Origin of the sequence: uncultured Megamonas sp., from assembly GCF_958438645.1 — a bacterium.
GTDB lineage: Bacteria > Bacillota > Negativicutes > Selenomonadales > Selenomonadaceae > Megamonas.
Window position 1 is genome coordinate 67,769 of record NZ_CAUBSM010000001.1, and the last position, 12,868, is coordinate 80,636.

Consider the following 12,868-nt stretch of genomic DNA (forward strand, 5'->3'; position numbering starts at 1 on the left):
TCTGTCCTTTCTTATAAATTTATATTTAATAACCTAATCCATTTAACCATTCATCAACTTCATCTTGACTAGACTGTACATTTTCAGCTCTAATAGTTATACCGTCTATCACATTTGCCTTTGGTTCCATTTCTTTTATAGTATTTATAGTATTAGAAAAAGCACTACCACCAGAAGTATTAAATGGAATAATAGTCTTATTACTTAAATCATATTCATCAAAAAAACTATACATTGCCATTGGCATATCGCCCCACCAATTTGGATATCCTATGAAAATAGTATCATAATCATCTAAATTTGTTATATGATTTGCGAGCTCTGGACGAATATTATTTTCACGTTCTTGCTTTCCTTGATTAACTGTTTCATCATATGTTAATGGATATTTATTTACTGTCTGTACAGAAAACATATCGCCCTTTGTTTTTTCTTGAATAATATGTGCTACTATACCTGTATTTCCAGTATTTTCATTATTCCATTTTTGTATACTAGCACTAGCCGAAGCATCTACATCTTGTGGTAATTCACTATTTTCACCATAAGCAAAATACACTATCAACGGTTTTTTCGCATTTGTATTGCCCTCTGTTTGTGTTTCTTCCATATTTGTTGAAACAACAGGTTGAGCATCCTGTGTATCTTTCACTTCTTCATTTGCACAGCCCATAGCTACTAAAGACATCAATGCCATTGAAGTTAATATCATTATTTTTTTCATAATTATTTTCCTTTCTTCTATCCTTATAAAAATCAAGAATATTCAAATATTTTTATTTAAAATATTAAAGCATCTGTCTTAGGTACTAAAATATTATCATAATTATTAATTTGATAATTTGCTTTTTCTATCATAGATTGTAAATTTGACATTTTTTTCAACAGTATTTGCTTAGATTTTATTAATAAATTTTTGCGTTCTTGATATGTATTATTGCCACATTTTGCCAAATTTATATACTCTATAATGTCGTTTAAAGACATTCCACTATTCTTTAATATTTGAATAAATTTTATCCAATTAATAAAATTTTCATCATAATTACGTTTTCCACTACTATCTCTTGGTACATTAGGTAATAATCCTATTTTTTCATAATATCTTAAAGTATCTGCTGATAAACCCATTTCTTGTGATATTTCTCCAATAGTCATATTTATTTTCTCCTTATCACTTTCACTTATACTTATTCTTTTTTATTAAATAAATTACATAATCTATACAATCTAAGTTCTTTTGCATTTCATGAATTGCTTCTAATAATATAAATCTTTTTTTCTTCAAAAATTTTATCTGTTCACTTCTTTCAACTTTAGCTATACTTTCTAAAAAATGATTAATTTGTTTAAAATCTAATTCTCTTAATAAATCTAATTTTTCTAAAGAAATATTTCGATCTTTTTTTATTACTACCATATATACCACCAAAAAAATAATGTGAATGTAATTTAAATATTTTCTATCTCAACTTACATTCACATTATAAAATAAAAATCCAATATATGTCTAATACCTATTTTTAATATTATCGCATGCTTAAAAAGCATTGCATATATTCAATAAATTTTGTTGTAGCCAAATTAAAAGGTTGATGCCTTTTCCAAACTAAAACACTATTAGCTATCAGAGCTGGATATAGTGGTATACATTTTATCTCACTTTCATCTATAAATGGCAATGAGCCTTTAATAATTAAAGCATTTCCCAATCCTTTTTTTACCATAATACTTGCATTTGTACTCATATTACTTGTAAATGAAATACTCAATTTATCATAATATTTGCCAAACCAATGTGCTAATTCATTTTTTGCTTTTGGTCTACGTGCTAATATTATTTGTCTTTTGGTCTACATGCTAATATTATTTGTCTTTTACTCAATTGCTCTGCAGTAACAAAATCTTGCCTAGCTAATTCATCATCAGCTCTCATTACAGCACCCCATACTTCTTTTGTCTGCAATCGAATATATTCATACTTTTCTATATTCACAGGCTCTAACAATAAACCAATATCAATTAATCCTTTATCAATTTTTTCTTTGATCTCATCTGCATTTGCTGTATATAAGTCATAAACAATAAGAGGATGCTTCTTTTTAAAACCAGCTAATATATCTGCTAGTGTAGATACAGAACTTAATTCTCCACAGCCTAAGGAAATCACACCATCTAACATCTCATCTTGTTCATTTAATTCCTGTTCTGTCTTGTCCACTAAAGAAATTATTTCTTCTGCTCTACGTCTTAATAACATTCCTTCATTTGTTAAACTAATCTTTCTAGTTCCACGATCAAATAATTTTACACCAAGATCATCTTCTAATTGGGCTAATTGTCGACTCAATGTTGGCTGAGTAATATGTAATATATTCGCTGCTTTTGTTATATTTTCTTCCCTTACTACAGTTAAAAAATATTTTAATACTCTAAATTCCATAAAATTCACCTCACAATATAATTATATAAAAAAAATGCACTAGAAAAAATTCTAATGCATTTTTTATTTAAAATTTTATCTGATATACTAAAGATTTTACTACTGCATTTGTTAGATCTTTATCGTCCATATAATTAATTGCTGTTGAAGCTAAGAATAATTCCAATGCACTTATTTTTGTCAATCGTTGCACCTCATTAGCAACTAAATATCCCGCTGCTAACTTCAATGCTTGATCATCTTTTAAGTCATCTTTTAAATCATCAAACGCATTTGCACTAACAGTCATAGTAGACATCACCATAATACAAATAGTAACCAATAATATTTTTATTTTTGTCAAATATATACCTCCAAAGTCATAGTTTGTATATTATAACAAAAATAATCCTTTTAGTCTATAAAAATTATTAATAGATTATATATTTATTCATAATAATTTATTATCATTTTTTGTTTAAAAATATCTATATATATCCATTGCTAAGTTCATTTAAAACAACCTTTGTTACTATTAATCTAATCGTTATATTTACCCTAGTATCTACAACAGCAAATTCAAAAACAACATTTATTGATATTAATTCCTTATTTTTAAGATCTTATATTTTATACTCTAATTTAAACAACATTCTAGAAAAATTTTACCCAACATAATAAATCTATATTATTAATAAAATATATTTATGCTTCATTTTTTAATATATAATATCTCTCTATTAAATTTATCTTTTGTAAAATATTTATCGCCATCTTCTAAGCAAATAATATTACCCATTTGTTCATAAAATTTTCCTATATGCAGATTATGTTTACTAACTTGATAGATAAAATTATTCATTTTGCTTGTAATTCTAGACAATTCAATTTTCCATTCGGCATAAGACATAGTTTTTCTGCCATTTTCCCATAAATCTACATAACTATCCCAAATTTGTTTTCCATCTAAAATTTCGCCATCAACACATAAAGTCCTAATTAGATAAATTTGTACCATATCCTGTGTATCATCAATCAATTTCATATGAGTAGCTATACTTTCATAATTTAAATCAGAAATATCTTTTATAAATTCATCAAAATGATAGCCATATTTTTCCATGGTAGTTTCTAATACTTTTTTATAATACTCATCAAACAATTTTAATTCTAAAACCTTTTGCATATTTACATCTTTTAATACAATACTTTCACTCAATCGAACATCATCTATATATATATTGCTTGCTTCATCAACTTCAAAAAAATATGCTATACCTTCTTTTTTGCAGGAACGATTTATTCTGCCCAAAAATTGCTCTTCACTATCTAACTTTGATATATTTTTATATCCAATATCCATATCTATATCTACACCAGCTTCGATAACTTGTGTAGATACTAAAATTATAGTATCTGTAGCTTTTTTGACTTTATCTAAAATTCTCTTTCTTTCTGCTATGCTGTCATCACCAGACAAATACTCTATCTGTACATCTTTAAAATCTTCATTTTCTTGTAAATCTACCCAAAAATCATGTGCTGTTTTCTTCTTTATAAATTCAATCAAAATTTTCTTATCTGATTTCAGATATTGTTTTAAATGTGTTTTTAATTCACCTAATATATCATCTTTATCAATTTTTAATAAATCATAATTTAACTTTACACGATTTTTAAAACAATCCACTGCAAAAAATCTACTCGAGATTTCCAGCAAATCTACTGCTTGTGCTTGAAATCTCGATAAAATATCCAAATCAGGCAAAGTAGCAGACATTATAATGATTTTAATATTAAACATCTTCGCTAATTCTTTTAAATAACATATTATTTCTGACCAAATTTTATTTTTATAACTCTGGATTTCATCTAAAACAATTACACTATTTGACAATTGATAGAAAGCAAATACATCACTTTGTCTGTTACCAAAGATAATATTAAATAAGCTAACATGTGTCGATAAAATCATAGGATAATTTAAAAATTGTCTATCAAGTAGGGCTTTCTGATAAACATTTTTTTCTTCTCTAGCATTTAAATCATTTTTTAATACTTTTATCGGCGTTATTGAATTTATTACTGCAATATTTTGTTTAATGTCTTCATTATCAGCAAAAACCTTCTCTAAAGTTTCTAAGTTTTGTTCAACTAAAGTATTAAAAGGATAAATATAAAATATCTTTTGTAATCTCTTATCATGTTGCATTAATTTAAAACTAGCATTAATAGCTGTATTACTTTTACCACTACCTGTTGGAGCTTCTAAATAAAAGATATTTTCATCAGCATTAGCTTTTATATTTTCTTCTACTTCACAAAAAATCTCACTACGCAAAATATTAATATCTTTTACCGTATTTAATTTTTCATCAGATAATGGATATTTAGTTTTTTGATACTTGCGAATGTTTTTTAATAAAGAAGTATCTTCATAGAATTTATTCCAATATCCTATATTATCTAAATCAGATACTTTACTAAAATCCATATCATTCATAAATTCTGATGTAGCATAATAATCACTAGCAACCAACAAAGAATATATCCAACGTATATACATAGATAAATATATACATTGTTCTTTACTTCTCCCTTTACTTGTGTTATTCGTACATTTTTTTCTTTTAAATTCATTTATTAATAATTTTGTATCATTATTTTCTAAATTTAATTCATATTTATATAAATTATTTTCTGATATTACTTTAATAAATTTGTCCATTAATGACTCTTTATAATTATCATTTTCTTCTAAAAAAATCTTTTTTAAAAATTTTTCTATTTCATTTAAATTACTATGATGTCTTTCTATAATATAGGCATGATACAATAAAAATTCTTTCATCAAATCTCTTATTTTCTTTTTAGAAACTTCTTTCATTAGTTTACTTCTAAAATATGATAAATAGCTAATTGATGAAATAAATGAATGATTTGCATCTATAAATGCTTCATTTCGACTTATTTCTTTATTTCCTATTTTTATTACTTGATAGTTTGGATTTACCTTCCCAATATCATGAAAAATAGCAATACCTTTTATCATTTCTTTTAATATTTTTTTAGCATTTTCTATTTGTTCGTCATTTTTTAACTTATCTTTTAGCATAAGATTGCAAAATCTTTCTAATATCTCATCACCATTTTTAGTTATCCAAAACTTAGCAAAATATTTTTCTGTTCTTTTTATATGTTCTAACAAAGTTTCATATATTTGTTCTCCCTTTTTATCTTTTTCATTTTTAGGTTTTTTATGTGCTTTATACTTATCTACATTATCTATTAACTCATTTAGAATTTTATAGTCCACCTAAATCACCTTCTAACTAACAAAAATTTTTACAACACTTGTTTCCATTAATCAATTAAATACACTTAATCAATAAAATATAATATATTTATCTTCTATTTCTTTTTTATTTTTATCTTGTATATGATATACCTTTCTATCTTCCTCCAACTCTACCAAATTTCCAGTATAAACAAATCTTTGAAGTTTATAATTATTTGTTATCTCATTTATATTGTATGGTAAAGCTTCTTCATATTTAAAAATACCTTTAGGCATAGGTTTTCCTTGAGATTTCCAATCCTCTAATTCTTCTCTTTCTAAATCTAATATATCTACATCATCTCTAAAAACAAAACTATCAATTCTATACATATCATCTTCTATAGTTTTTGCTTCTTCTACACCTAAATATTCAATATCCGCAAAATGGTCATTTGTCCCCAAATATGGATAAAATTTACATTTATGATTTTGTATAGCTTCTTTGATTTTTTTAGCTTCTTCACAATCTAGCAAAATACAAATTTCCCATTTAGGATTTTCAAGCCATTGTTCTTTTACAATCAAATTTACACCATACTCTATTTTATTTTTTTTATCTAACTCTTTAGAACCTGCTCCTGTTGAATTATTAAAAATCTGTATTTTTTTAGTAATGACGCCTTTAGGATTTAAAGGTAAAATAGCAATCTTCAACTCTTTTAATTTCTCATAGAATTCTGGATAAGCTGGTTTCAAATCTATCTCTTCTTTTATAGATAAAATATCTTTCATCTGACTATAACCTTTATATCCTAAGATAGCCCCTAAAATACCTAATAAAGCTATTCTATGAATATTGCCATAAGTGAAATAACAATACGTATTTACTTCGGGCTTTTTAAAAAAAGCACTCTTTCCACTAAGTTTAAATTTCAAAATTTCCATTTATTACACCTCTTTAGAGGTTATAATATTAAAATGTTTAGCAACTTTTCTATTACTATTTACTAATTCTGTAGTATATGGATTATAATAAATTTCTACAGATTTAATTTGCTGACTCATATCATTCAATATATTTGTTAATGCTTCTAAATCTATGATATTTTTATCTTCACCTTTTTCAAAAGTTACATATTCCGATAAATTAGGTAAATAAGCATCACTTTCCGTTTCTACAAAAACAGCAAATTCATTTTCACAACCCACTTTAGAATTTGTTGCAAATGCTGTGGCAGATACTAATGCTGTACGCTTAAAATTTTGATAATCTTCTTCTGTATAACCTTCTGTAACACCTAAATCTACTAATTCTTTATAAGCAAGTGGATTAATCACAAATGGATAAAAATAATGTGCTTCTTCACTTGTGATTTTTGTTCCAATTGTTGAATTCTTTGCTTTTTTATCCGTTTTATCTCTAAACGGAGATAATATCGATTGTACATTTACGTTACTTTTATTGTATCTATTAATTCCTTGACCAATTTGCACCGCACCTGTAATTGCAATATTACATTCTTTTTGTGCAAAAGTGGCACCAAAATTTTTTATATCTACTGCTGTCATTAAATTAGATAATACTTTTTCTATAGATTTAAAATCATCTTTACCAAAAACTTGTATATAACGTTCTTCTAAAGTTTTAGGAAGTAGCTTTTCATTTAAAGACTTAATATAAATTACTTTTTTACTTTCATTATCCCACATTTTTTTCATTGGATATTTTAAAGCCTTATCACTAGCAAATATAGTTCCATCACTTAAAGACTTTGGATAACCAGAAAAATCTGCATTCCAATTTCCCATAACTGAAGAAATACCTAAAATACCATATACTCTTTTATTCATTGTTTTATTTTCCATTTTATATCCTCCCATTATTGTAATGCATTATTATATAATATGTTTCCTCTTAAAAAACCATATTGAATCATATCTTCATTTATAACAATATCTTCATGTGAAATTGTATAAGCCAATATCATTGCATATAGATTATTTATTTCTAATTTATTAATTTCAATAATATAATTATATTTTTTATACATAGTTTCTAATTTATTAATTATCATTCTATTACTTCTAGAATCTAATATAGGATTAGCTAAAGCATGTGTTTTTTTACTAGTTTTACTTAAAGATATTAAATACGCTGTAAATAAGCCTATTGCATAGTAATATTCATCATCTGTTTTTATTTCTGAATTTGCTGTTGTATCAATCATTTTTTCATTAATATTTTTCACTATATCTGATACTAATTCTTTCATAGTCTTTTCTCCTTCTTCTCTATAATAATCTTTAAATGACCATCTTAAATTTAATTGCTTTATAGCATTCAACAAATCTCCTTGTACTACACTATTTATTATTAAATCTAGAGAAAACTTATTTACTACTTTGTTAAAGTCATTATCAATACCTTTATATACCCAATCAAAAATAACATTACGATATATAATTATTACTCTTTTTAAAACACTATCTTTTACACTAATGTCATTTGCCTCAGTAAAATAATTCGTCAATAAATACTTAGAAAAAAATATATTATTTATTAATTTTCCTACATCAGTTCTTTTTGTATAAATGCCTATATCTTTCATATACTCTGGATATTTTTCTATATTCATCTTGAAAAAATCTTGATAATTAAAATTCAAAAGTAATTTATCTTGATAATTTACTAAATTATCTTGAGCTTGAATTTCTAGTTCCTTACCCTTTTGAATACGCAAATAATATCCTGCTTCTATACCTGCAAATTTTTCTCTTTCTTCTTTATCACCATATGCTTCTATTTTGTTATTAACTATATCAACATATACATTATTTTTACCATCAGAAGCTAAATTCATCAGATATTCAAAAAATTGTTTTTGCAACAACGCTTCTTTCATATCTAATAAATATGGTATAAATACCTTTCTAGTTTTTATTTTTAAAAATGGCTTTTTATCATTCATATTAATACCATAATAGGGTAATCCATATCTATCTTTATCTAAGCCTTTTTGTATATTTATAATATATTCACTTTTATTATAAATGTTAGGATAAATATAACGATTATCTTCTTGAATAAATAACTCTCTATTTTCATTTTTAATATCTTTTTCATCTTCATTTACTTCAAAAACTTCAAAGAAAATTTTAAGATATTCTTTTTTTTCTAAATCAACATTTATCAATTTATCAATAGAAAAAATATGCTGTTTTATCCAACTTCTACACTTTTCTAATAATTCTCCATCTACAGCACTATATTCTTCTTCAAAATTTTTATAAATTTTACTTGCTTCTTTAGATTTAGATTTTTTATATTTTTTTTCTAAAGGATTTTTTAAAGTATCATAATAATTATCAATAATTACTTCTGTCAATTTTCCAGTAACAATACTTTCTTTTTTTACTGCAAAAGCTAAATAATTATTAGAATGAATCACTTTTTTACTATCTATTGGCTTATTCATAGAAATTAATTTACTGTGATAATCATAAAAACAAATATCACTTAGTAATGTATCATCTGTACAAATTAAACTTCTTGTTTCTTTAGTTTTTTTATCAAAATTTATATCTGCATTTTTAACAGTACCATCTTGTTTTACAATTATATATGAGCCATCAGCAGGAATATATCCTTTTAAATTAAGATTATCTTCATTCTTCAACATCTCTGTAAAAACATCTAAACATTCTTCAAACATAAAATTCCTCCTTTCTTTTAAATAAAAAATTTATAACCAACGATAATTCAAAAATCCGCAACCACGAGCGTTCATTTCACCCAGACCAACACCTAAAGCAAAATACCATAAATCTTGAGCACGCTTATTATCTGCCACTTGTATTTGAACTTTATCGCCCAACAGCTTTATATTTTTATATTCCATAGCAATTGGCTTTTTATTTTTTAATTCAATCATAGTGTACAAATCAAAATTTTCATCAATTTTTTCATTATGATAAGCATTCCATTTTTTTATTAAATTAACTTTTAATCTTTGCTCAAATTCCGTAAAATTTATAGCCTCTTTCCAATAACCTTTTTCTGTTTTTATGATCATAGGCGTAAGCGTATATACTGTTTCTAACATTTTTTTTGGCAACACTCTGATTTCTGCTACTAATCCTTTAAATTCCTTAGTATAGTTATTCACACATACTAGCTTAAAATACTTTGCTAATTCTAAATCTACTGTACGAATTGTTAAAGTATATATCCTTCCTTTTTTATAAACCCGATCTTTTTCTACTGGATATAACTGATCATAACAATAATTTTTAAAACTATTCTGTTCATGAAAATTCAACCACTCTTCATCAGTCTTAAAACCTGAATCAATAAAAGCCGTTATCTTTTCTTGAATTTTATTAATAGCAATATCTTCTAACAAAAAAATCTTCATTCGTATTTGATATACTTTCATCAAATTGCTCCTTTCTTATTTTGTAAATATTGTGAGCTATCTATTAAATTTAAATAGCCCACAATATTTACAAATTTAATATTTAAGTGCTAGATAATCTTTAACAGCCTTTTCTAATAGTTTTCCACAATCAATATTTTCTGTTCTTATAATATAATCTAAATTCCTAGAAACTTTTATTCTTTTTTCTACTGTTTTATCTTTATATTTTTCCAATACTCTAGTTATAATGTCTTCTTTAAAATCATCGCTATTAAATAAAGACTTTAACTCAATTACATTTCGCATTGCTTTTCCTCCCAAAATATATTTATTTCAAACTTTAAAATAAATATATCATAAAATATTACCTATTTCAAGTCTCGGATTATTAGTATTTTATATATAAATGATTAATTTTATAAAAATATACAAATTGAAAAAAATACCTTTTTCTTATATAATATTTTTATTGATTAAAATTAACATTTTGTATTTGAATGATTATTAGTATTTTCATTCTAGATTAACTGTAACATTTGATGTTTTCTATGTTCTAAGCTATATATCCTACTAAAACTTTTAAGTTTGGCACGATATGACAAAAAAACTGTAATAATTTGAGAAAATACTCAATTATTACAGCTTTTGTTTTACTAAACATTATTTTAATTTAAGATAATAATTCAATATCAGTATTTACTTTTTCTGGAATTTTATTAAACAAATATTTTCCGTTTCTAATAGAAGCTAATACACCTGCACGTTCACAAACTGCTTCAAATTCACTTTTAGCATTAATAACAATAAAATTAGCATCTTTTCCAACTTCAATTCCATAAACATCATCTAGGTTCATAGTTTTAGCTCCATTTATTGTTATTAAATCCAAAGCATTATCAATTTCATCAAAAGACATCATCTGGCAAATATGAATTCCATGGTCTAAAATATTCATCATATTTCCATTTCCTAAAGGATACCATGGATCTGACATGGAATCTTGAGCAAAGCAAACATTTATATGATTATCATTCAATTCTTTTACTCTCGTCAATCCTCTGCGTTTTGGATATGTATCCTGACGACCTTGGAGATAAATATTTTCTGTAGGACATGAAATAAAATTCATTTTTGTTTTACATAATAAATTCATTAATCTAAAAACATAAGCATTATTAGCCGAACCTAATGAACAAGTATGACTAGCTGTAGTCTTCTTATCTATTCCCTCCATATATGTAAGAGCTGCTAATAATTCTACATAACGAGATTGATCATCATCTGTTTCATCGCAATGAACATCTATTAAGCGATCATATTTTAAAGCTAATTCAACTGTTTTATGAATAGATTTTTCACCAAATTCTTTAGCATATTCAAAATGAGGTATTGCACCTACACAATCAGCTCCCATTTTTAAACCTTCTTCGACTAATTCTACGCCATTTTTATATGCATACATTCCTTCTTGCGGAAAAGATACTATCTGAATTGTCACTATATCTTTTAATTCTTCTTTTAACTCTAAAATAGCTTCTAATGCCTCAAAATTTTTATTAGTTACATCTACATGTGTTCTAATATATTGAACTCCTGCTAATACTTCTTTTTTTATTGCTTTTTTAGCTCTATATTTTATATCTTCTTTTGTGAATTTAGATTTTGTTTCACTCCAACGTTGTATACCTTCAAATAATGTTCCGGTTTTATTAGTTGCTCCTTCTAATTTTGCAGTAAATACATAATCTAAATGTATATGTGGGTCTACATACGGAGATACTACTAGATTTCCTTTTAAATCAATAATATTATAATCATCTTGTGGTTCTATTTTACCAATTCTTTCAAATTTGCCATCATTAACTAATATAGATTGTAATTCTTTATTTCCTTTTAAACGAACGTTTATAAATAAATTTTTCATAATATATATCTCCTATATGTTATACCCTAATAATATAAAATTATTATAAATTAAATTCTTTTTTACAAATATTTACTAATTCAGGAAGTACTTTATCCACTATAACTTTCCCTTTTTCAGCACTAGAATAAGCACAACTTGCTAATGCTCCTGATTCTGGTACATCATCTTTTTTCAATGGATATCTAAAATAAGGCAATGCATTTGTTGATACTACATCCACTGTTCTATCCATTTTACAAAGTTCTGGTGCAAAATATAACATCAAAGATGTTTCTGTTACAGCTGCATGTTCTAAAGCCCAACCAGGAAAAGGTACTTTATCGAATATCAAATCTATCACATCTTCAGGCATTGGATCCCACCAATTAGATTCAACTATTGTTGCTGCTCCATTTGTTTCTCTATTGACTAAATCCATTGCTTCAACTACAAATGCTTCATTTTCAAAATGTGCATTCATAATGAAAATTTTTGTAAATCCATCTCTTACTAATTCCATCAATATATCATGAACTAAATAAATTAAAGTATTTCCATTTAAATCTATTGTTCCTGGGAATAATGGACCGCCACCACTTAAAGGTTTTGATTTATAACCATAAACGATTGTCGGCATCACTACTCCATCTATTTCTTCAGCTAAATGTAGAGAAAATTGTTCTGCTATTTTAGCATCTGTACATAAAGGAAGATGTAGGGCATGTTGCTCTGTTGAACCGATTGGTAAAATAACTACTTTATCTTTTTTATCATTGAATTCTGGCCAAGTTAAATCGTGCATATAATACGACATATAAATTCCTCTTTCCTTTAATAATCTA

General features: G+C 25.4%; 14 protein-coding genes. All 14 read right to left on the minus strand.

The window, feature by feature from the left end; translation table 11 throughout:
• Positions 1-25 precede the first annotated feature (25 nt).
• Positions 26-724, minus strand: a complete 699-nt coding sequence (locus Q5I67_RS00335; protein ID WP_302486000.1) for a flavodoxin — start codon at positions 722-724, stop codon at positions 26-28.
• A gap of 56 nt (positions 725-780) precedes the next feature.
• On the minus strand, positions 781-1,158 hold the full coding sequence (locus Q5I67_RS00340) for a MerR family transcriptional regulator (protein ID WP_296898969.1): 378 nt from the start codon (positions 1,156-1,158) through the stop codon (positions 781-783).
• Between the two features lie 22 nt (positions 1,159-1,180).
• The gene (locus Q5I67_RS00345) at positions 1,181-1,420 is read right to left on the minus strand and encodes a hypothetical protein (RefSeq protein ID WP_296898971.1); all 240 of its coding nucleotides are present in this window, start codon (positions 1,418-1,420) and stop codon (positions 1,181-1,183) included.
• 109 nt (positions 1,421-1,529) lie between these two features.
• Positions 1,530-1,748 (minus strand): hypothetical protein, encoded by a 219-nt coding sequence (locus Q5I67_RS00350; RefSeq protein WP_302486001.1) that lies wholly within the window; start codon positions 1,746-1,748, stop codon positions 1,530-1,532.
• A gap of 89 nt (positions 1,749-1,837) precedes the next feature.
• Positions 1,838-2,443 carry a LysR family transcriptional regulator gene (locus tag Q5I67_RS00355; RefSeq protein ID WP_302486002.1) on the minus strand — a complete coding sequence of 202 codons (606 nt, stop codon included), beginning with the start codon at positions 2,441-2,443 and terminating at the stop codon, positions 1,838-1,840.
• 67 nt (positions 2,444-2,510) lie between these two features.
• Positions 2,511-2,786: a hypothetical protein gene (locus tag Q5I67_RS00360; RefSeq protein ID WP_302486003.1), complete on the minus strand. Its 276-nt coding sequence runs from the start codon at positions 2,784-2,786 to the stop codon at positions 2,511-2,513.
• Positions 2,787-3,134: 348 nt separating this feature from the next.
• On the minus strand, positions 3,135-5,738 hold the full coding sequence (cas3, locus tag Q5I67_RS00365) for a CRISPR-associated helicase Cas3' (protein WP_302486004.1): 2,604 nt from the start codon (positions 5,736-5,738) through the stop codon (positions 3,135-3,137).
• 69 nt (positions 5,739-5,807) lie between these two features.
• Positions 5,808-6,647, minus strand: a complete 840-nt coding sequence (gene cas5b, locus Q5I67_RS00370; RefSeq protein WP_302486005.1) for a type I-B CRISPR-associated protein Cas5b — start codon at positions 6,645-6,647, stop codon at positions 5,808-5,810.
• A 3-nt stretch (positions 6,648-6,650) separates the two neighbouring features.
• A complete protein-coding gene (locus Q5I67_RS00375) occupies positions 6,651-7,568 on the minus strand; it encodes a type I CRISPR-associated protein Cas7 (protein ID WP_220450892.1) in 918 nt (305 codons plus the stop codon).
• Positions 7,569-7,582: 14 nt separating this feature from the next.
• Positions 7,583-9,415: a hypothetical protein gene (locus Q5I67_RS00380; RefSeq protein ID WP_118204335.1), complete on the minus strand. Its 1,833-nt coding sequence runs from the start codon at positions 9,413-9,415 to the stop codon at positions 7,583-7,585.
• Between the two features lie 30 nt (positions 9,416-9,445).
• Entirely contained in the window at positions 9,446-10,138 is a 693-nt protein-coding gene (cas6, locus tag Q5I67_RS00385) for a CRISPR-associated endoribonuclease Cas6 (protein WP_227152664.1), read from the minus strand.
• A 75-nt stretch (positions 10,139-10,213) separates the two neighbouring features.
• Positions 10,214-10,426 (minus strand): hypothetical protein, encoded by a 213-nt coding sequence (locus Q5I67_RS00390; RefSeq protein WP_118035805.1) that lies wholly within the window; start codon positions 10,424-10,426, stop codon positions 10,214-10,216.
• 364 nt (positions 10,427-10,790) lie between these two features.
• Positions 10,791-12,044 (minus strand): cytosine deaminase, encoded by a 1,254-nt coding sequence (gene codA, locus Q5I67_RS00395; RefSeq protein ID WP_302486006.1) that lies wholly within the window; start codon positions 12,042-12,044, stop codon positions 10,791-10,793.
• Positions 12,045-12,087: 43 nt separating this feature from the next.
• Positions 12,088-12,840 (minus strand): creatininase, encoded by a 753-nt coding sequence (locus Q5I67_RS00400; RefSeq protein WP_302486007.1) that lies wholly within the window; start codon positions 12,838-12,840, stop codon positions 12,088-12,090.
• Positions 12,841-12,868: the final 28 nt, after the last annotated feature.

What these genes read in the sequence shown, in the direction of transcription:
- Q5I67_RS00335 (WP_302486000.1), bottom strand. Translation starts at nt 724, where the DNA reads ATGAAAAAAATAATGATATTAACTTCAATGGCATTGATGTCTTTAGTA.
- Q5I67_RS00390 (WP_118035805.1), bottom strand. Translation starts at nt 10,426, where the DNA reads ATGCGAAATGTAATTGAGTTAAAGTCTTTATTTAATAGCGATGATTTT.
- cas5b (WP_302486005.1), bottom strand. Translation starts at nt 6,647, where the DNA reads ATGGAAATTTTGAAATTTAAACTTAGTGGAAAGAGTGCTTTTTTTAAA.
- Q5I67_RS00340 (WP_296898969.1), bottom strand. Translation starts at nt 1,158, where the DNA reads ATGACTATTGGAGAAATATCACAAGAAATGGGTTTATCAGCAGATACT.
- codA (WP_302486006.1), bottom strand. Translation starts at nt 12,044, where the DNA reads ATGAAAAATTTATTTATAAACGTTCGTTTAAAAGGAAATAAAGAATTA.
- Q5I67_RS00355 (WP_302486002.1), bottom strand. Translation starts at nt 2,443, where the DNA reads ATGGAATTTAGAGTATTAAAATATTTTTTAACTGTAGTAAGGGAAGAA.
- Q5I67_RS00350 (WP_302486001.1), bottom strand. Translation starts at nt 1,748, where the DNA reads ATGAGTACAAATGCAAGTATTATGGTAAAAAAAGGATTGGGAAATGCT.
- cas6 (WP_227152664.1), bottom strand. Translation starts at nt 10,138, where the DNA reads ATGAAAGTATATCAAATACGAATGAAGATTTTTTTGTTAGAAGATATT.
- Q5I67_RS00375 (WP_220450892.1), bottom strand. Translation starts at nt 7,568, where the DNA reads ATGGAAAATAAAACAATGAATAAAAGAGTATATGGTATTTTAGGTATT.
- Q5I67_RS00400 (WP_302486007.1), bottom strand. Translation starts at nt 12,840, where the DNA reads ATGTCGTATTATATGCACGATTTAACTTGGCCAGAATTCAATGATAAA.
- Q5I67_RS00380 (WP_118204335.1), bottom strand. Translation starts at nt 9,415, where the DNA reads ATGTTTGAAGAATGTTTAGATGTTTTTACAGAGATGTTGAAGAATGAA.
- Q5I67_RS00345 (WP_296898971.1), bottom strand. Translation starts at nt 1,420, where the DNA reads ATGGTAGTAATAAAAAAAGATCGAAATATTTCTTTAGAAAAATTAGAT.